18 protein-coding genes are annotated in these 18,109 nt (G+C 63.3%); 8 read left to right on the forward strand and 10 right to left on the reverse strand.

Going from position 1 to position 18,109, the window contains the following annotated elements; genetic code table 11:
* Positions 1 to 35: 35 nt before the first annotated feature.
* Positions 36 to 1,805 (reverse strand): acyl-CoA dehydrogenase, encoded by a 1,770-nt coding sequence (locus EN932_RS10580; RefSeq protein ID WP_127368716.1) that lies wholly within the window; start codon positions 1,803 to 1,805, stop codon positions 36 to 38.
* Positions 1,806 to 2,019: 214 nt separating this feature from the next.
* On the opposite strand from EN932_RS10580, the gene EN932_RS10585 reads away from it, so the two are divergent.
* Positions 2,020 to 2,238 carry a hypothetical protein gene (locus EN932_RS10585; RefSeq protein ID WP_013532811.1) on the forward strand — a complete coding sequence of 73 codons (219 nt, stop codon included), beginning with the start codon at positions 2,020 to 2,022 and terminating at the stop codon, positions 2,236 to 2,238.
* A 246-nt stretch (positions 2,239 to 2,484) separates the two neighbouring features.
* Positions 2,485 to 3,594 carry a glycoside hydrolase family 25 protein gene (locus EN932_RS10590; RefSeq protein WP_164890461.1) on the forward strand — a complete coding sequence of 370 codons (1,110 nt, stop codon included), beginning with the start codon at positions 2,485 to 2,487 and terminating at the stop codon, positions 3,592 to 3,594.
* A 13-nt stretch (positions 3,595 to 3,607) separates the two neighbouring features.
* Here the strand turns inward: EN932_RS10590 and purD are convergent, their stop codons facing one another.
* Together purD and EN932_RS10600 are read right to left on the reverse strand one after the other, a co-directional pair.
* Positions 3,608 to 4,885 (reverse strand): phosphoribosylamine--glycine ligase, encoded by a 1,278-nt coding sequence (purD, locus tag EN932_RS10595; RefSeq protein WP_127368714.1) that lies wholly within the window; start codon positions 4,883 to 4,885, stop codon positions 3,608 to 3,610.
* Between the two features lie 278 nt (positions 4,886 to 5,163).
* Positions 5,164 to 5,979, reverse strand: coding sequence for a phytanoyl-CoA dioxygenase family protein (locus EN932_RS10600; RefSeq protein WP_027164167.1), 816 nt, complete (start codon positions 5,977 to 5,979; stop codon positions 5,164 to 5,166).
* 89 nt (positions 5,980 to 6,068) lie between these two features.
* On the opposite strand from EN932_RS10600, the gene EN932_RS10605 reads away from it, so the two are divergent.
* Positions 6,069 to 6,980, forward strand: coding sequence for a LysR family transcriptional regulator (locus EN932_RS10605; RefSeq protein WP_013532815.1), 912 nt, complete (start codon positions 6,069 to 6,071; stop codon positions 6,978 to 6,980).
* Between the two features lie 68 nt (positions 6,981 to 7,048).
* The gene (gene ubiA / locus EN932_RS10610; protein WP_064995195.1) at positions 7,049 to 8,032 is read left to right on the forward strand and encodes a 4-hydroxybenzoate octaprenyltransferase; all 984 of its coding nucleotides are present in this window, start codon (positions 7,049 to 7,051) and stop codon (positions 8,030 to 8,032) included.
* 167 nt (positions 8,033 to 8,199) lie between these two features.
* Here ubiA and EN932_RS10620 read toward each other — a convergent pair whose 3' ends face one another.
* The 3 genes from EN932_RS10620 to EN932_RS10630 form a co-directional block, all read right to left on the reverse strand.
* The gene (locus tag EN932_RS10620) at positions 8,200 to 8,766 is read right to left on the reverse strand and encodes a DUF6101 family protein (protein ID WP_127368712.1); all 567 of its coding nucleotides are present in this window, start codon (positions 8,764 to 8,766) and stop codon (positions 8,200 to 8,202) included.
* A gap of 186 nt (positions 8,767 to 8,952) precedes the next feature.
* Complete coding sequence (locus tag EN932_RS10625; RefSeq protein ID WP_127385283.1) at positions 8,953 to 10,383, reverse strand: FAD-binding oxidoreductase; 1,431 nt, start codon at positions 10,381 to 10,383, stop codon at positions 8,953 to 8,955.
* Positions 10,384 to 10,391: 8 nt separating this feature from the next.
* Complete coding sequence (locus EN932_RS10630; protein WP_164766157.1) at positions 10,392 to 11,366, reverse strand: L-threonylcarbamoyladenylate synthase; 975 nt, start codon at positions 11,364 to 11,366, stop codon at positions 10,392 to 10,394.
* Positions 11,367 to 11,556: 190 nt separating this feature from the next.
* Between EN932_RS10630 and EN932_RS10635 the strand changes: the two genes are divergently transcribed.
* Positions 11,557 to 12,042, forward strand: a complete 486-nt coding sequence (locus EN932_RS10635; RefSeq protein WP_127370974.1) for a hypothetical protein — start codon at positions 11,557 to 11,559, stop codon at positions 12,040 to 12,042.
* 178 nt (positions 12,043 to 12,220) lie between these two features.
* Positions 12,221 to 12,610 carry a hypothetical protein gene (locus EN932_RS10640; RefSeq protein WP_024502648.1) on the forward strand — a complete coding sequence of 130 codons (390 nt, stop codon included), beginning with the start codon at positions 12,221 to 12,223 and terminating at the stop codon, positions 12,608 to 12,610.
* Between the two features lie 105 nt (positions 12,611 to 12,715).
* Here the strand turns inward: EN932_RS10640 and EN932_RS10645 are convergent, their stop codons facing one another.
* On the reverse strand, positions 12,716 to 13,009 hold the full coding sequence (locus tag EN932_RS10645; RefSeq protein ID WP_063171642.1) for a hypothetical protein: 294 nt from the start codon (positions 13,007 to 13,009) through the stop codon (positions 12,716 to 12,718).
* 109 nt (positions 13,010 to 13,118) lie between these two features.
* Positions 13,119 to 15,239, reverse strand: a complete 2,121-nt coding sequence (gene glyS / locus EN932_RS10650; protein ID WP_127385287.1) for a glycine--tRNA ligase subunit beta — start codon at positions 15,237 to 15,239, stop codon at positions 13,119 to 13,121.
* An 88-nt stretch (positions 15,240 to 15,327) separates the two neighbouring features.
* On the opposite strand from glyS, the gene EN932_RS10655 reads away from it, so the two are divergent.
* On the forward strand, positions 15,328 to 15,642 hold the full coding sequence (locus EN932_RS10655) for a hypothetical protein (RefSeq protein WP_127385288.1): 315 nt from the start codon (positions 15,328 to 15,330) through the stop codon (positions 15,640 to 15,642).
* A gap of 3 nt (positions 15,643 to 15,645) precedes the next feature.
* Here the strand turns inward: EN932_RS10655 and EN932_RS10660 are convergent, their stop codons facing one another.
* The gene (locus EN932_RS10660; RefSeq protein WP_174299093.1) at positions 15,646 to 16,566 is read right to left on the reverse strand and encodes a glycine--tRNA ligase subunit alpha; all 921 of its coding nucleotides are present in this window, start codon (positions 16,564 to 16,566) and stop codon (positions 15,646 to 15,648) included.
* Between the two features lie 218 nt (positions 16,567 to 16,784).
* On the opposite strand from EN932_RS10660, the gene EN932_RS10665 reads away from it, so the two are divergent.
* Complete coding sequence (locus EN932_RS10665) at positions 16,785 to 17,246, forward strand: GNAT family N-acetyltransferase (protein ID WP_013532825.1); 462 nt, start codon at positions 16,785 to 16,787, stop codon at positions 17,244 to 17,246.
* 81 nt (positions 17,247 to 17,327) lie between these two features.
* Here the strand turns inward: EN932_RS10665 and EN932_RS10670 are convergent.
* Positions 17,328 to 18,109, reverse strand: a 782-nt coding sequence (locus tag EN932_RS10670) for a tetratricopeptide repeat protein (RefSeq protein ID WP_128368826.1), incomplete at its 5' end; no start/stop codon positions are given.

The raw sequence follows: 18,109 nt of genomic DNA on the forward strand, positions 1-18,109 counted from the left end.
GGATATGGTCTGTCACGGTTCTTTCCTTGTGAACGTCAGGCGGAAATCAGCGTTTTTCCGGCAGCGGCGAGGCTTTCGGCGCCATCGATGACGCGCGCCCGCAAAGCGCTGACCTCGCCGAGCAGGTTTTCGGCGAAGAAGCGGCAAAGGGGAATACGGCCTTGATCGGCAAGAGCGCCGCGCGCCAGATAGGCGCCGCCGGCGGCAAGCGAGATCAGCCTGAGATAGGGCGTCGCGCCCGCCAGCGCCTCGTCCGCCCGGCCTTCGGCCGCCAGTTTCTGCAGGAAGCGGGTCGCTTCGCTGAGATCGCCAAGTGCCGCGTCGAGAGCGTCGGCGGTGCGGCCGAAACCCTGCAGGTTCGAGGTCCGCACCGCTGCGGCCATATCAGCCAGTTCGGCGATATAACCATGCACATGGTCGCCGCCGCCGAGCGGCAGCTTGCGCATCACCAGATCGATCGCCTGAATGCCGTTGGTGCCCTCGTAGATCGGGGCGATGCGCGCATCACGATAGAAGGCGGCCGCTCCCGTCTCCTCGATGAAGCCCATGCCGCCATGAACCTGGAGGCCGAGTGAGGCAACCTCGACGCCGATATCGGTCGAGAACGCCTTTGCCAGCGGCGTCAGCAGATTGGCGCGGTCGCGCCAGTGGGCCGCCTCGTCACCGGCGGAGACACGGGCCATGTCGATGGCGTGGGCACAGGAATAGCTGATGGCGCGCGCGGTCTGGGTCAGCGCCTTCATGGTCAGCAGGTTACGCTGGACATCGGGGTGATGGACGATAGGCGCCATACCCGTGCCAGTGTAGCTCGCGGCCTTGCCCTGCCGGCGTTCATTGGCATAGGCGATCGCCTTCTGCGTTGCGGCTTCCGCGACCGCTACCCCCTGCATGCCGACACAAAGCCGCGCATTGTTCATCATCGTGAACATGCAGGCGAGGCCCTTGTTCTCCTCGCCGATCAGCCAGCCGACGGCGCCGGGCTTGGCGCCCTGGAAACCATCGCCATAGATCATGGTGCAGGTCGGCGAGGCATGGATGCCGAGCTTGTGTTCAAGTCCGGAACAGAAGACATCGTTGCGCGCGCCGAGCGCGCCATCGTCGCCGACCAGGAATTTCGGCACCAGGAACAGCGATACGCCGCGCGTGCCGGCCGGCGCATCGGGCAGCCGCGCCAGCACCAGATGGATGATGTTGTCGGTGAAGTCGTGCTCGCCATAGGTGATGAAGATTTTCTGGCCGAAGATGCGGTAGCTGCCGTCACCCACCGGCTCCGCGCGGGCGCGCAAGGCGGCGAGGTCCGAACCGGCTTGCGGCTCGGTCAGGTTCATCGTGCCCATCCACTCGCCGGAGACGAGCTTTTCGAGATACTTTGCCTTGAGGTCTGTGGAGGCGTGTTTGTCGAGCGCTTCGACAGCACCCATGGTCAGCGTCGGGCCGATGCCGAAGGCCATGGCGGCGGAGTTCCACATTTCGAGCGCGGCAACGCCAAGCATGGTCGGCAGCGCCTGGCCGCCATATTCCTCAGGCCCGGAGAGCGCGTTCCAGCCGCCATCGATCCAGCGGCGATAGAGTTCCTTCCAGCCGGGTGGTGTGGTGACGGCAGCGTCCTTCAGCACGGCACCTTGCCGATCGCCGATCGTGTAGAGCGGTGCGACCTCTTCAGTGGCGAAGCGGCCGGCCTCGCCAAGAACGGCATCGACCAGGTCATCGCCGAGATCGCCGAACCTGCCGGCATCGAGCGCCGATTTCATGCCGGCGACATGCTTGAGCGTGAAGGCGATATCCTCGACCGGTGCCCTATACATGCCGCTCACTCCTCCTGATGCATCGGCCCGCCCAACCCTAGAGCCGGTGCCGCTGCAAAACCACCCGCCGTATCAGCGGTCTCCCATCTTCTTTTTACGTAAACGTCAAATTTTGTCACGCGGATTTTGCAATCGCGGCGGCGCGTATTAAGTTCAATCCATGCCGGATCAAGTCGACCGGCGACGGATCAGAACCAGCCAACCGGAACCGCCCATGCTTGCCAGACCCGACGCCTATCGCTGCATCGAATGCGGCCTGCCCTATCGAGCGGAGGGGTTCTGCTACCATGGCGGCAGACTGGACCACGGGGCCGCCTACTGGTCGGATCGCGGCATATTATGCTCGCCGCAATGCTCACTCGCCCACCACCGCAAACGCGCCGCCGAGGGCACGCTGCGGCAAGAGCCGGCTCCGGACCCGTTTGAATTCTAGCAGCTGATGCGTCGCCAGCTTTTCTGAAGTCAGCCCCGAAAGTACTTCCTTAACCATAGCCGTTCAGGATTTGTCTTTGATCAACGGGGATTCCCTGTTTTGAAAAGGACGGCGCGTCTCCTTCGCCGCTTGAAGAGTGTCGTGCCGACGCCCTTCAAGCCATTGTTTCCTCCGCATGTCGTTGCCCCAAAACCGCTGCACACTTTTGGCCGACATGCGCTGGCGCTTCTCGCCTTGGCGGCGACGATGGCGCTGTCCACGGCGGCAAAGGCTTCGGATTTTTCCGAGCCCTGGAAGAACGCCGACCGCGGTTTGGTGGTCGATGCCTACGAATACAATTCCATCGATTGGGCCCAACTCGCCACCGACAAGCGGGTCGTCGGCTTCATCAACAAGGCCTCCGACGGCATGCCGCCGCCCTATTTCTGCCTGGGCAACGACATTGAGGTGAAGCTTTGCAAGGCGCTGTGGAAACGCCATGCGGTGACGCGCGAACTGTTCCAGACGCGCCGGGTGGTGGCCAAGGCACTCGGCCTGAAATGGGGCGCCTATCACCTTGCCCGCCCCGGCAATCCGGTCGAGCAGGCCAACAATTTCCTCGATTTCGCCGAGCCTGCGCCGGACGATCTCATGGCTCTCGACATTGAGGGCAATGATCCCTCGCAATGGATGTCGCTCGACGACGCCGAGGAGTTCGTGCGCCAGGTGCATCGGCGCATCGGCCGTTTCCCGGTGCTGTACACCAACGGCAAGACCGCCCAGTACATTGCCGACAACAGCTACCGATACCGGCTCCTGTCGCGGCTACCGCTCTGGTATGCCCGCTACACCAACGACATCGACGTGCATTTTCCGATGGGCAAGTGGCAAGGCTACGCACTGTGGCAGTTTTCGGCGCAAGCTAATTGCGGCCGTTTCCGCTGCCCTTACAGGGTTGCCGGCACGCCTAACGACATAGACGTCAATGTCGCGCCGACAGACGCCGCAACGCTGCGCGCGCAATGGCCGTTCGGCGGGCTTATCGACGTGCCGCCGGACTATCTCGCCTCCATACCGCTACCGGTTTCACGCGAGGCCGGCCTCGCCGGCAATGTCACCATCACCTATGCGTCTGTGGCCGCGCCGCCGACTTTCGAGGACATGGTCGCAGCGTTGGGGACACGCTGGTCCCGTTTCCGCGACGGCTTCCGCATGCCGGTCGTGAAGACGGTGCCCCGGAGACTGAGTTTCGGCATTGTACAATATGTCGCCTGGAAGCGGACCGAGCGGCGTTCGCCCGCACAACTCGACGCTGCCTTTGCCGCTGCCGATCCGCTCAGCACCGCTTCCACCGAACTCGATCGCGGCCAGCGGTAAGCCAACGCGGACTTCAGTTTCCCTGTTCGCGCGCCACCGCCTGCCAGCCGATATCGCGGCGGCAGAAACCGTCCGGCCAGTCGATGCGGTCGAGCGCGGCATAGGCTCGTTTCTGCGCCTCGCCGACCGTGGCGCCTGATGCCGTCACGTTGAGGACGCGGCCGCCATTGGCAACCAGCGCGCCGCCATTGATGGCGGTGCCGGCATGGAACACCTGGACGCCGTCGCTTGCCGCGTCTTCGACGCCGCGGATGACCGAGCCCTTTTCCGGCGTGCCGGGATAGCCTCTCGCCGCCATCACGACGGTCAGTGCCGCCTCGTCGCGCCAGCGCACCGAGGTGTGGGCAAGTTGGCCATCAACTGCCGCATTGAGCAGAACCAGCAGATCGTCCTTCAGCCGCATCATCAGCACCTGGCATTCCGGATCGCCGAAGCGGGTGTTGTATTCGATCAGTCTTGGCCCTTTGTCGGTGATCATCAGCCCGGCAAACAGCACGCCGGAAAAAGGCGCGCCCAGTTCGGCCATGCCGCGCATGGTCGGCTCGATGATCTCACGCATGGTGCGCTCGACCAGTTCCGGCGTCATCACCGGTGCCGGCGAATAGGCCCCCATGCCGCCAGTGTTCGGACCGGTGTCGCCGTCGCCGACGCGCTTGTGATCCTGCGCGGTGCCGAAGGGCAGTGCGGTGGTACCGTCGCAGAGGCAGAAGAAGCTCGCCTCCTCGCCGGTCATGAATTCCTCGACCACAACTTCCGCGCCGGCGGCGCCGAAGGAACCATCGAAGCAGGCATCGAGTGCTGCCTGTGCTTCACTGAGCGTCATGGCGACGGTGACGCCCTTGCCGGCAGCGAGCCCGTCGGCCTTGATGACGATCGGCGCCCCGGTCTTTTCGACATAGGCTTTGGCCGAGGCCAGGTCACTGAAACGGCCATAGGCGGCGGTGGGGATGTTGTAGCGGGCGCAGAGGTCCTTGGTGAAACCTTTCGAGCCTTCCAGCCGTGCCGCTGCCTTGGAGGGACCGAAGACGCGGATATTTTCGGCGCGCAGATCGTCGGCAATGCCGGCGACCAGCGGGCCTTCCGGACCGACCACGACGAGGTCGATTTTTTTCTCCCGGCAGAATGCGGTGACCGCGGCGTGATCGGCGATGTCGAGCTTGACCAGTTCGGCCTCGCCGCCAATGCCCGGATTGCCGGGGGCGGCATAAAGCTTCGTCAGCAGCGGCGACGCGGCGATCTTCCAGGCGAGCGCATGTTCGCGGCCGCCGGAGCCCAGAAGAAGAACGTTCATGGCCACCTCTTGATGCCGAAATTCTGCTCTGGCGGCCATCTGATGGCGTTTTCTGCGCTTCCCGTTCTACTGCGTGCAGTAGAACTGAGCTCACGGACCAAATGTCCGCTCCGCTACGGTTCTCGAAACCACCACCATATGACTCGCCAGAGCGAATTTCGAAACAGTCTCTTGGAGACCCGCTATTGCTCTCCGGGCGACGGGTCAAGGCATCAGGGTGTTTAGATCGCAATTGCGCACGGGAACGTTATCCCCGCCGCCAATTTTCTGGCGATTCGCTAGGCGGAGAAAACCACCGGAAACCAGTCCTCGCGCAGCCTCTCGCCCGGCTGCATGCCATGGCCGTAATAGGGCGGCGAGGTACGGCCCGGCCGCTCGACATAGCGCGCATCGTCACCGACCCAGCGCAGCGACAGCGCCCGGCGCCGCGCCGCGGTCATATTGCCACGCGCGCCATGCGCGGTCCTGAAGTCGAACAGGATGGCGTCGCCCGGCTCCATTTCCCATTCGAGCACCTTCATCGAAGGGTCCTTGTCGGGATCCGGCACCGGCAGATAGTCGCCCTCGCCGGCATAGAAATTGCTATCGTCGAGCCAGCGCACCGGCAGGATCATCTTGTCCCATTTGTGCGAGCCGGCGATCAGCCGCAGCGTCGCCTCCTTCACCGGGTCGATGGGTATCCAGAAGCTCACCGTCTGTTGGCCATCGACGAAATAGTAGGGGATGTCCTGATGCCAGGGCGTCGGCTTCTGCGTGCCGGGTTCCTTCACCAGCACATGATCATGGAAGAACTGCGCGGTGCGCGATTGCATCACCGCCGCCGCAAGTTCGGCGGCGGGTGAGTCCCGTACCAGGCTGACGAATTCGGGGATGCGCTCCCAGTTGCAGTAGTCATCGAAGAAACTACCGCGACCGTTGGCTATGTCGGATGCGGTGGCGCTGCGGTTCTGCATGTTGCGTTCGATGCCTGCGGCAATCGTGTCGACCCAGCCCTTGAAGGCGCCGCGAATGCAAACAGCGCCGTCACGCTGATAGTCGGCAATCGTGGACGCGCCGATCCTGGTGGCGTCGAGGGTGGCAGTCCGGGAAGCCATGGCGTTCTCCTCTTGGAATAAAGCCACTATCGCAATATCTATTCATTCGGTAAAATAATAACTTTCGATCTGACATATAGAGTGCCTCTATGAGTGTGACTCTCACGCAGCTACGCTATCTGGTTGCCGTGGCGCGTCACGGCAGCGTCACCGGCGCGGCAAAGATGCTGAACGTCTCTCAGCCGTCGATCTCGGTGGCCATCGACGCGGTCGAAAAGAATTTCGGCCAGAAACTGTTCGTCCGCCAGCGGGGAAGCGGCGTGTCGCCGACATCGTTCGGCCGCGCCGTCGTGGCCAAGGCAAGGCAGGTTCTCACCGAAACGGAGGAACTCATCGGCCTGGGTTCAAGCAAATCGGCTGTCAGCGGCGAGTTGGTGTTGGGATGCTTCGAGGATCTGGCGCCTTTCTTCGCGCCGGCTTTGATCCGCGCCTTCTCCGAACGCTATCCGGCCGTCAAGATCGTCGTTCGCGACGAGACGTTCGAGACGCTGGGTCGACGGCTGGGTGACGCGGCCATCGATCTCGGCCTGACTTATGATCTCAGCCTGCCGACGCATTTCGCCCGCATCCTGCTGCGTGAACTTCGCCCGCACGCGCTGTTGCCGGCAGGCCATGCCCTGGCGGATCGCCCGTCGGTCAGCCTTGCCGATCTGGCCGCCTATCCGCTGATCACCACCGACCAGCCGCACAGCTGGCAGCATATGCTCGACCTGTTCCGCAGCCGCGGCCTTTCGCCTGTGGCCGACATGACGACAAGCTCGTTCGAACTGCAACGGAGCATGGTCGCCAACGGCTTCGGCGTTGCGGTCAGCTACACCCGCCCGCATGGCGACCGCAGCTATGACGGGCTGCCGCTCATCTGCAAGCCGCTGTCGGATCCGCTGCCCATGCAGCGGATCCTGCTTACCTATGACACGCATCAGCGTGTGTCGAATGCAGCGCTGGCCTTCGTCGAGGTGGCCAAGGACTGGTTCGCCACCCGCGACATCTTTGCCTCGTGAAAGGCTGACGGGCGCCGCGTCTCCGCTTGCCGCTTGACGGTTTCCGCCGCTGCTGCCACTCCATGGGCATGGAAACCATCCAGTCGAAAGCGGCCCAGGGCCGTGTCGCCGATGCGCCGAACGGCCATTGGGTCTACCGCGTGCTGCCGCGCTCGATATGGCCCTATGCGCAGCTTGCGCGGTGGGACAGGCCGATAGGCTGGCAACTGCTGCTGTGGCCGTGCTGGTGGTCGGCGGCCTTGGCGGCAAGCGCCTATCCGCGTCCCGGCGACCCGCTGCTCTCACTGCTGCCGGCGCCTTTGTATCTCGTGCTTTTCCTGGTCGGGGCCATCGCCATGCGCGGCGCCGGCTGCACCTACAACGACCTCGTCGACGAGGACATCGACAACCAGGTGGAGCGCACGCGCTCGCGACCGCTGCCGTCAGGCAAGGCGACGCGCCGGCGGGCATGGCTGTTTCTCGTCCTGCAGGCCCTGGTCGGCCTCGTCGTGCTCATCCAGTTCAACAGCTTTGCCGTCCTGCTCGGCATCTGCTCACTGGCGGTCATCGCCATATATCCGTTCATGAAGCGGATAACCAACTGGCCGCAACTGGTGCTCGGCCTTGCGTTTTCCTGGGGCGCGCTGATGGGATGGGCGGTCGAGTTCGGCGATCTCGATGGGCCTGCTGTCATGCTCTATATCGGCTCGATCCTGTGGGTGATCGGCTACGACACGATCTACGCGCACCAGGACAAGGAAGATGACGCCATTGTCGGCGTGCGCTCGACGGCACGCCTGTTCGGCGACAACACCAAGGCCTGGCTGGCCGGACTTTATGGCGGCGCGCTGATCTGCTTCGCCATCGCCTTCGCGTCGGCGCAGGCGCCGGTGGTGGCGCTGGCCGGGCTGATCGCCGCCGGCGCTCATATGGCGCGGCAGATCGCCGTGTTGGACATCGACAATCCGGACCAATGCCTGCGCCTGTTCAGGTCGAACAACCAGGTCGGCTGGCTGATCTTCCTCGGCCTGATCGGCGGCGCTGTGTGGGTGGCTCTGAAGCCGCTGGTTTAGCGGCGCTTCTTCCTTCTCCCCTTGTGGGAGAAGGTGGATTGGCGCGCAGCGCCAAGACGGTTGAGGGGTGCGTGACGGAACGCCGGCATTGCCAAGCTGGAACACCCCTCATCCGACCGAGCTTCGCTCGGCCACCTTCTCCCACAGGGGGAGAAGGAAGAACCTTCCTACTCCCGCGAAATAATCTCCTGGCCGTCGATGACCAGCCTGAGACCGAGGTCGCCAGCTCTGCGGCGAGCGAGGAAACGCGGGCGGCGCGTGTTCGAAATCCGCCCCTTGCGCCGATCCTGCGGCGGCAGCGTCTTGATGGCGGCGCCGAGTGATTCTTCCAGGGTGCGGGCAACGCCGTCCGATTCGATGAGCAGCATCGGCAGGCGGTAAGCGTCGGCCCAGGCGCGCCAGTCGGCGGCGACATCGTCGAGATCGTCGGCCACCAGCAGCGGCACCGACAGCATCGGGTCGTTGTGCAGGAGTTCCAGGGTCACCGTGACATTGCCGTCCGGATCCTCCATGGCGCGGGCGGCAACGCCGCGGAACGCATTGGAGGGCAGAACGATGATCGCGGGCAGGCCGCTCATCTCGAGCAAGCGGCGGATCACGGCGCCGCGCTGGTCGATGGTGAAGGTTACATCGCCGTAGTCGTCGCGAGTCGCGTAGCTCACCACTTGCGGCAGGCGGAATGGGTCGAGACGCATGTTGCGTCCCGCCCAGACTGGCTTCAGTCCGGTGTTCATAGAGTGGCCTTCCTGTCTGTCTCCTGAGAGCCGGTGTCCGGTTCTCTCCGGGCCGGTTTTTCCAGCCTCGTTTGTATGGAGACAGTAGCGCGGGCTCCTTACCGCCCCGCTTAAGAAAGTCGGTTAAATTTTGCTGATCTCAGGGATGGTTATCGGAATCCCACCAGCCACAAGATGTCGAAAGGATCAGATAACCTTACCCGGATTCATGATGCCGGCCGGATCGAAAGCGGCCTTCACCCTTCGCATCAGATCGATCGCCATCGGCGGCGCGGTGGCGATCAGCTCGTCGCGCTTCAACTGGCCGATGCCATGCTCGGCCGAGATCGAACCGTGCAGGCTGCGCACCACATCGTGCACCGCCTTGTTCATGGGGTGATAGAGAGCGAGGAACGCCTCATCGTCGCCGTCGACGGGCCGGGAAATGTTGTAGTGGAGATTGCCGTCGCCCATATGGCCGAAGCAGACCACGCGCGCGCCGGCGCTCACCGACGCCACCGCGCCGGCGGCTTCTTCGATGAAACGCGGGATCGAGGCAATAGGCACCGAAATGTCGTGCTTGATCGAGGCGCCCTCCGGTTTCTGCGCCTCGGGCAGCAACTCACGGAAATTCCAGAAGGCATCGCCCTGCGCGAGACTCGCGGCAATGACGGCGTCGCCGACGAATTCCTGTTCGAGGCCAGCCGACAGCACATCCTCGATCAACGCTCTCGAATCTTCCGACGAACGGCCTGATGAAATCTGCATCAGCACGTACCACGGCCAGTCCTCGATCAGCGGCCGCACCACACCCTGGGCATGCGCCAGGGTGAAATCATATGGCCGCCTGCCGATCAGTTCGAAAGCGGTGAGTGCTGCCCCGGCACGGTCCATGGCCAGGCCGAACAGCGAAAGTGCCGCCTCGGGCGACGACAGGCCGACGAAGGCGACTTCGCGCCCCTTCGGTTTCGGGAACAGTTTCAGCACGGCGGCGGTGATGACGCCGAGCGTGCCTTCGGCCCCGACGAACAGGTTTTTCAGATCGTAGCCGGTGTTGTCCTTCTTCAGCTTGCGCAGGTCGTCGAACACCTCGCCGGTCGGCAGCACCACCTCGACACCGAGGCAAAGTTCACGCGCATTGCCGTAGGCAAGCACGCCGGTGCCGCCGGCATTGGAGGAAAGATTGCCCCCGATCTGGCAGGAGCCTTGCGCGGCCAGCGACAGCGGGAACAGCCGGTCGGCGGCGTCGGCTGCCTCCTGCAGCGTCTGCAGGATGACACCGGCTTCTACTGTTACGGTGTTGGACTGCACATCGATCTCGCGGATGCGGTTCAGCCGCGACAGCGACAGGACGATTTCGCGCCCGGACCTGTCCGGCACCTGCGCGCCGACCAGCCCGGTGTTGCCGCTTTGCGGCACGATCGGCGTTCCCGTCTCGGTCGCCAGCCGCATGATCCGGCTGACCTCGTCGACGCTGCCCGGCCGCAGCACCAGCGACGTCGCGCCGTGCCAAAGCCCACGTCGCTCAATGAGGTAGGGCGCGATGTCCTGCTGATCACGCAGTGCATATTTGTCGCCGACGATCGCCGTGAAGCGATCGATGAGGGCGGGATCGAGTGTCTTTGTGATTTCGATCATGGGGGAAACTATGTTGCGGGTTGCGTGATGTCACGAGGGGCGGCTGCACGCGACAGCCGATCGTTGATCGCTTCGCCGAGCCCGTCGCAGGGAATAGGCTCGACGGCGATGGTGCGCGCGCCGCTGCGGTCGAGTGCCTGCATATAGGCGAACAGATTGCTCGCCGCTTCGCGCAGGTCCCCGGTTTCGGACAAATTGAGGAAGGCTTCGGCGCGGCGCCAGCCGTCCGCCCGTTGGCTGCCGAAGCCGAGCAAAGCCTCGCCCTCGCCGACCGTGCCGGCATTGAGCCGCATCGCGGCACCTGGCGCATAGTGCGAGGCAAGCATGCCCGGCGCCTCGATACTGGCGGTGCCGCCGCGCAACAATTCTATGCCGATGGCCGCCTCGATCTCCTCGGCGGCGATGCCGCCGGGCCTCAGCAGCCGCATTCTTTCCCCCTCGGCCTTGAGAATCGTCGATTCCAGCCCGACCGGGGTCGCGCCGCCATCGACCACCAGCTTTATCCGCGCACCGAGATCGGCTGCCACCGCTTGCGCGGTCGTTGCGCTGATCCTGCCGGATGAATTGGCGCTGGGCGCGGCAAGCGGGCGGCCGAGCCTGGCGATCAGATCGCCGCCAAAGCCCCTCGGCATGCGCAAGGCGATTGTATCGAGCCCGGCGGTGACCAGCGGATGGATGCCGTTGCCGGGCCGTTGCGGCAGCACCAGCGTCAGCGGACCGGGCCAGAACGCGCGCGCGAGTTTCTTCGACAGCGGATCGAACAGCGCGAGGCGCTCGGCCATCGCCATGTCGGCGACATGGGCGATCAGCGGGTTGAAGCGCGGCCGCCCCTTGGCTTCGAAGATGCGCGCGACGCCGATGCCGTTGGTCGCGTCGCCGGCCAGCCCGTAGACGGTTTCCGTCGGGATGGCGACGACATCGCCCTCCCTGAGCAGCGCCAGCGCCCGCTCCAGCGCCTCGCCCGAGCCAAGTATTTCAGCCACTCTCGTCACCTCACAGATGCGGGGTGCGTAGTACGATGGCGGCCATTGGGCAAGTCGGCTGTTGGGTAACCGTTTGTTGGCGAGCAGGAGCATTGGCGATTTATCAATCCCTAAAATGCTATGTTTCCACGAAAGCCGGCATCAATTCCGGCCTGCTATCGAACAGCTTCTGGGCAAAGGGGCGATATCGGTGTCTGCGCGTATCCTGCTGGGTATCATTCTTGCTGTTGCGGCCGGCGAAGCCCAGGCATCATCCCTGGTTTTTCCAGGCACGCCATCCTCCACACCGTCGATCGTCAGGATCGGCGCTCCCAACCAGCCTGGAACCGTCGATGCGGTCAACACCAGCGATGCGCGGTCGGTGATGGCAGTAGGGGAAGCGCCGCCCGACGTCACCGATGAAAAGGTAGCGGCGATCCCGGACAAGCCCGCGACCGGACACGGCTTCCAGCCAGGCCCGATGGTCATCCGTGGCGGCGTTACCGGTCCCGATTTCCCGGCACCCGCGCCAACCGCTGCACCAGCGACCGGTGCCGCGCCGGCCGCTGGCACCGCGCCGGCAACGGCCACCGCTTCCGCTGCCCCCTCAGGAAACGCCGAGAACCAACCCGCCCCGCCGAGCGCTCCGGCCCCGGCAGCAGGGCAGCGCATGCCTCCCAACGGCTACACCAAGTAGCCCCGCCTCAAAGACAGCCGACATCGAAGGCGTGACTTGACGGCGATCTGGCGCCCGGCGCACGATTGCCAAACAAACTCGGTTTCGGCTTATTTCAGCCGCCAGACGCCATCGCCTGTATTTCGTCAGGCGGTTCTGGCAGACGGGATTTCATCGCTAAGGGGTAAAGGGGGAAAGCATGAGAAAATCTGGAATCGTGACCGGAGCAGGCCTATTGCTGGCGTCACTGCTTGGCGTCGTCGCGGCTCATGCCGACGACATGCTGGGATCCTATGTCGCGCGCATTTCCGATCGCGACCATCAGGCGAGTGACGGCTATGCGCTGGACAATGCCGCGCAGATGGTGCGGCAGGACCGCGCCAACTGGCACAAATTCCACCGCCGTGACAGCGACGACGAGGCTGATGGCTGGTTCAGGACCAACGACCAGCGCGCCGACCTGCAGCGCATGCTGGAACGCGGCGGCGCGATGAGTTCCTCGACCAAGCGCGCCATCGTCAATGGCGAACCGCTGATCCAGGTCGACGTCTACGAAAACAGCGTGCGCGTCAGCATTCTCGAGAACTGACGGGCCGTCGCCGGGGCGGCTGACAGTCGGCTTCGGGGACGGCTGATAGGAAAAGGCGGCGCCTCGGCGCCGCCTTGCCATCGATAGACTCGGCGGCTGAAAAGATCAGGCCGCTTCTTCCTTGTCGTCGTCGTCTTCTTCTTCGGACTCGTCGCCTTCAGCCTTCACGCTGTCCTCGGCGTCGTCTTCGTCCTCGTCTTCATCTTCGTCGTCATCCGAGAGCGTGGCAGCTTCGGTGGACTCTTCGCCTTCTTCATCGTCGCCGTCTTCGTCGTCATCAGACAGGTCAGCGGCTTCGATCGCTGCGGCGGCGGCATGATCGAGAATAGTTTCGGAAGCGGATTCAAGCGCCTCGGCGGGAGTTTCTTCTGTCACTTCGATTTCGTGATCGGAATTCATGGAAGTCTCCGTGGGGTTGGGGAACATGTCCCTTTTGCCACGGAGAGATCATCGCCATATGACTGTAAGCCGGCTCGAACGGCCGGTAGCAGAGAATATTTTCTTCGCCTTAACCTGCGATCCTGGAGAAATCCGCGACCTGACCGGTGGCCGTGCGGATGCGGGCGAGCAGCGCCAGGCGGTTGGCACGCACCGCCTGATCCTCATCGTTTACAAGAACATGCTCAAAGAATGAATCAACCGGCTCGCGCAACACGCTAAGCGCCAGCAAGGCGCCGGAAAAATCATCGTTTTGAATCGCTTCGCCGGCTTGCTTCTCAGCCTGGTTCACCGCCGCAAACAGCGATTTCTCGGTATCCGCGCGAAACAGCGCCGGCTCAACGGTTTCGGCGACCGCCGTTTTCTTTTTCTCCTCGGCAGCCAGAATGTTGGCCGCGCGCTTGGTGCCGGCGAGCAGGTTCTTGCCGTCCTCGGTGTCGAGGAAGGAGCCGAGCGCCTCGACGCGGCGCACGATCTGCAAGAGGTCGTCGGACTGCGGCGTGATGACGGCATCGATGAGATCGTGCCGGGCGCCCTGATCGCGGAGGTAGACTTTCAGGCGGTCGTGGAAGAAGGACAGAAGGTCAGACGCTTTCCCGACGATGGCTGCCAGCGCCAGTCGAATATCATTCTCGACCAATATTCTAACCACACCCAGCGCCGCTCTACGCAGCGCATAGGGATCCTTCGACCCAGTCGGCTTTTCGTCGATTGCCCAGAAACCGACCAGCATGTCGAGCTTATCGGCAAGCGCCACTGTGATCGAAACCGGATCGCCCGGTACATAATCGGACGGACCTTGCGGCTTGTAGTGCTCTTCGATGGCTGCGGCCACGGACGAGTGCTCGCCCTGAAGCAGCGCATATTTGCGGCCCATGGCGCCTTGCAGTTCCGGGAACTCGCCGACGACTTCGGTGGTGAGGTCGGCCTTGGCCAGGACAGCGGCGCGGCCGACCAACGCGGGATCGGCGCCGACGATCGGAGCCAGTTCTTCCGCCAATCGCTTGATCCGCTCCACCCGTTCGCCCTGCGTGCCGAGCTTGGCGTGGAAAGTCACGCCGAGATGGTCGAGGCGGGCCATGCGCTGGTCGAGCGGCTTCTTGAGATCAAGCCCGAATTTTTCCGCCGATGCCTCGAGCTCAGCCAGGTCAGGCAAATCGCCCTGGTCGGTCGTCCAGAAATAAAGCGCGTCGGACAGGCGGGCGCGCACCACCTTGCCGTTGCCGTGGGCGATCTCCTTGCCGCCATCCCTGGCTTCGATGTTGGCGGTTAGAATGAAGCGATTGGAAAGCGCGTCGTCGACACCCTGCGGCCGCGTCACAAAGCACTTCTGGTTGGCGCGGATGGTCAGTCGTATCACCTCGGCTGGAATGGCGAGGAATGCCTCCTCGAACTCGCCCATCAGCACGACAGGCCATTCGACCAGTCCGGACACCTCCTCCAGCAACCCTTCGTCCTCGACCAGATCAAGCCCGTTGGCGAAGGCGAGATTGCGGGCATCGGCAAGGATGATCTCCTTGCGGCGGTCGGCATCGAGCACGACCTTGGCCGCTTCCAGTTTGGAAACATAGTCGTCGAAGCGGCGCACCGTGATCGCATCAGGCGCATGAAAACGGTGGCCATAGGTGATGTTGCCGGAGCGGATGCCGTCGATCTCGAAATCGACCACGACAGGCTCCTCGGTCTCCGGGCCGAAGGTGCACAGGATCGATTGCAGCGGGCGCACCCAGCGCAATGAACCGGGCTTGGCCGAGGCCGGCCCCCAGCGCATCGATTTCGGCCACGGGAAATTGCGGATGATATCAGGCACCAGGTCCGCGATGATCTGTTCGGCCGCCCTGCCCGGCTTCGAAATGTGGGCGACATAAAAATCGCCCTTCTTCGGATCGGAATGGACATGCGCCTCGGCGATCGAGGAAAGTCCGGCCTTGCGCAGGAAGCCCTGGACCGCCTGTTCGGGCGCCGATGTCGAAGGCCCCTTGATCTCTTCGTTTATATCCTTCGAGCGCGCGGTGAGACCCCTGATGTCGAGGGTCAGCCGCCGCGGCGTCCAGTACTCGCGCGCCGCCTCATAGGTCAGCCCCGCCTCGACCAGGCCGTCAGTCAGCATCTTCCTGAGATCGCCAGCCGCCTTGCGCTGCATGCGGGCGGGAATCTCTTCCGAGCGGAGTTCTAGAAGCAGGTCAGGCATGGATGGGGCTCACGCGGCAAAATGGTCCGGGCGGGGGCATAGCAACTCGGCTGGCCGCTGTCACCCTTTCCGCACGGGGATCGCCGATTTGCGCCCGTTTCCAGAAATTTTGGCCGCCCTGTCGGGACGAGACCGCGCCACCCGTCCTTGGATCAAAGATTTCCATGAACCGAACGCAGCGCTGAAGCGACCCACGCTCAGGCAGGGAACATTTGGCTCAACGACCATGAAAACGGCATCCAGACTTCTGCAGATCCTCGCACTCGGCGCCTGCTTCACCGCGCAGGCTCACGGTGCCTTCTCGATGCCGGGCGTTCGACAGGCATTGCGCACAATCGACGGTGCCAGCAGCCAGAACATATTGCCGATCAAAGTTTCCTTCGAGATGACGAAGCGGGCCTGAGACTCAGGCCGCCAGGCCACCCGCCTGCGTCTTCAAAAACGCCTCACCGCAGGCCTTCGCCAGATTGCGCACCCGCAGGATGTAGCTCTGTCGTTCCGTGACCGAAATCACGCCGCGCGCGTCAAGCAGGTTGAAGACATGGCTGGCCTTGATGCACTGATCATAGGCCGGGAAAACCATGCGGTGCATCGGCAGATTGTCGTTCGATGCCGGCGCGCCGGCATCGAGCAGCGCCTTGCATTCGGTCTCGGCGTCCTCGAAGTGGCGCAGAAGCATCGCCGTGTTGGCGTGTTCGAAATTGTGGCGCGAATATTCCTGCTCGGCCTGCAGGAAGACATCGCCATAGGTGACTTTGTCGGCGCCTTCCCGGCCGTTGAAGTTGAGGTCGTAGACATTGTCGACGCCCTGCACATACATGGCCAGCCGCTCCAGCCCGTAGGTGAGTTCGCCGGCCACCGGCGCGCATTCGATACCGCAGACCTGCTGGAAATAGGTGAACTGCGAGACTTCCATGCCGTCGCACCAGCATTCCCAGCCGAGACCCCAGGCGCCCAGCGTCGGGCTTTCCCAATCATCCTCGACGAAGCGGATGTCGTGCAGCAGCGGATCGACGCCGATCGCCGCCAGCGAGCCGAGATAGAGTTCCTGCAAGTTGGGCGGGTTCGGCTTCAGGATCACCTGGTACTGGTAATAATGCTGCAGCCGGTTCGGGTTCTCGCCATAACGCCCGTCCTTGGGGCGGCGCGAGGGCTGGACATAGGCAGCGTTCCAGCGTTTCGGGCCGAGCGCGCGCAGCGTCGTTGCCGGATGAAAAGTGCCGGCGCCGACTTCCATGTCGTAGGGTTGCAGGATGACGCAGCCATAGGCCGCCCAATAGTTGTGCAAGGTCAGGATCAGCCCCTGGAACGAGCGGCTGGGATGCATATGGGCGGGGATTTCAATTGTCACGGGTGGCCTCGACAGCACAGGCTAGCTTGCCGGCACGTCCTAGAGACACGGCGGCGAAGCGTCAAGCAAAGCACGCCGATGCGGTCGCGCCGACATTATGGACAATGTTGAGAGCTTTGCAGGGGCTGGCCCATTGCCCATCTCTCGGGCCTGCGCTCTGTTCGCCTGTGCAGCAACGACAACAGGTTCCAGCCATGCCCAGCCCGATCGTCATCCGCCCCGTTGCGCGACAGGATTTCGAGCAATGGCTGCCGCTGTGGGACGGCTACAATGCATTTTATGGCCGCTCGGGCGAAACGGCCCTGCCGGGTGAGATTACCCAGATGACATGGTCGCGTTTCTTCGATGCCTATGAGCCGGTCCACGCGCTGGTGGCCGAAAGCGAGGGACGGCTTTTCGGCCTCGTGCATTATCTCTTCCATCGCAGCACAACGGCGATCGCGCCGAATTGTTATCTGCAGGACCTTTTCACCACGCAGGCATCGCGTGGCAAAGGCATCGGACGGGCGCTGATCGAGGGCGTCTACGAGCGCGCCCGGGCAGCCGGTTCAGGCCGGGTATACTGGCTGACGCATGAGACCAATCACACGGCAATGAAGCTTTACGACAAGGTCGCCGAACACTCCGGCTTTGTCGTCTATCGCAAGCTCTTCTGAGGCAGCCAGCCGGATACGCGGTTCAAACGAAAACGGGACCCTGAAAAGAGCCCCGTTTGCGTTGAATTCAAATGGCTGACTTCATCCCTTCGGGGCGGGCACCGGCTCCGGCTTGACCTTCGGGGTCTCCTGCGCCGTGTTGGATTCGATCGGCGGCAGGCCCTTCATCAGCTTCTGCTGCAAGTTGGCCAGCACATCGGGATCCGGCTTCAGGTCGCGAGCCTGATTCCACTGGAAGGTGGCTTCCAGCTTGCGGCCGACGCGCCAGTAGGCATCGCCCAGGTGGTCGTTGAGAACCGGATCTTCCGGCTTCAGCGACACGGCGCGTTCCATTTCGCGCACCGCGTCATCGAACCTGCCGAGGCGGAAATAGGCCCAACCCAGCGAATCGACGATGTAACCGTCGCTCGGCCTGAGGTCGACGGCCTTTTGAATCATCGCCAGCCCTTCCTTGAGATTCATGTTCATGTCGACCCAGGAATAGCCGAGATAATTCAGCACCTGCGGCTGGTCGGGGAACAGTTCCAGCGCCTTGCGGAAGTTCGGCTCGGCCTTGGGCCATTCCTTCAGGCGCTCATAGGCGATGCCGCGCTGGTAGAAGATGTTCCAGTTGGCTGCGGTCGGCGTCTTCAGCGCCTCGACAGCCTTGTCGTAGAGTGTGGCGGCCGAACGGAAATCCTCCTTCGAGGAATAGACGCCACCGAGCGCCAGATAGGCGCGCATGTCATTGGGATGGGCGTCGACGAAAGCCTTCAGATGAGCGATCGCTTCTTCGTGACGGTCGAGATCGGCAAGGTTGAGGCCGAGCTGCAGGTCCGAAAGCTCCTTCAGCGGCGAACCGGCGGGGGTCCGGCGATAGAGCG

The organism is Mesorhizobium sp. M7A.F.Ca.US.002.01.1.1 (assembly GCF_004022955.1).
GTDB classification, from domain to species: domain Bacteria; phylum Pseudomonadota; class Alphaproteobacteria; order Rhizobiales; family Rhizobiaceae; genus Mesorhizobium; species Mesorhizobium ciceri.

Bases quoted from the DNA above. Each gene is read 5' to 3' on its own strand.
- EN932_RS10580 (WP_127368716.1), bottom strand. From the start codon at position 1,805: ATGTATAGGGCACCGGTCGAGGATATCGCCTTCACGCTCAAGCATGTC.
- EN932_RS10585 (WP_013532811.1), top strand. From the start codon at position 2,020: ATGCTTGCCAGACCCGACGCCTATCGCTGCATCGAATGCGGCCTGCCC.
- EN932_RS10590 (WP_164890461.1), top strand. From the start codon at position 2,485: ATGGCGCTGTCCACGGCGGCAAAGGCTTCGGATTTTTCCGAGCCCTGG.
- purD (WP_127368714.1), bottom strand. From the start codon at position 4,885: ATGAACGTTCTTCTTCTGGGCTCCGGCGGCCGCGAACATGCGCTCGCC.
- EN932_RS10600 (WP_027164167.1), bottom strand. From the start codon at position 5,979: ATGGCTTCCCGGACTGCCACCCTCGACGCCACCAGGATCGGCGCGTCC.
- EN932_RS10605 (WP_013532815.1), top strand. From the start codon at position 6,069: ATGAGTGTGACTCTCACGCAGCTACGCTATCTGGTTGCCGTGGCGCGT.
- ubiA (WP_064995195.1), top strand. From the start codon at position 7,049: ATGGAAACCATCCAGTCGAAAGCGGCCCAGGGCCGTGTCGCCGATGCG.
- EN932_RS10620 (WP_127368712.1), bottom strand. From the start codon at position 8,766: ATGAACACCGGACTGAAGCCAGTCTGGGCGGGACGCAACATGCGTCTC.
- EN932_RS10625 (WP_127385283.1), bottom strand. From the start codon at position 10,383: ATGATCGAAATCACAAAGACACTCGATCCCGCCCTCATCGATCGCTTC.
- EN932_RS10640 (WP_024502648.1), top strand. From the start codon at position 12,221: ATGAGAAAATCTGGAATCGTGACCGGAGCAGGCCTATTGCTGGCGTCA.
- EN932_RS10645 (WP_063171642.1), bottom strand. From the start codon at position 13,009: ATGAATTCCGATCACGAAATCGAAGTGACAGAAGAAACTCCCGCCGAG.
- glyS (WP_127385287.1), bottom strand. From the start codon at position 15,239: ATGCCTGACCTGCTTCTAGAACTCCGCTCGGAAGAGATTCCCGCCCGC.
- EN932_RS10660 (WP_174299093.1), bottom strand. From the start codon at position 16,566: ATGCATCCCAGCCGCTCGTTCCAGGGGCTGATCCTGACCTTGCACAAC.
- EN932_RS10665 (WP_013532825.1), top strand. From the start codon at position 16,785: ATGCCCAGCCCGATCGTCATCCGCCCCGTTGCGCGACAGGATTTCGAG.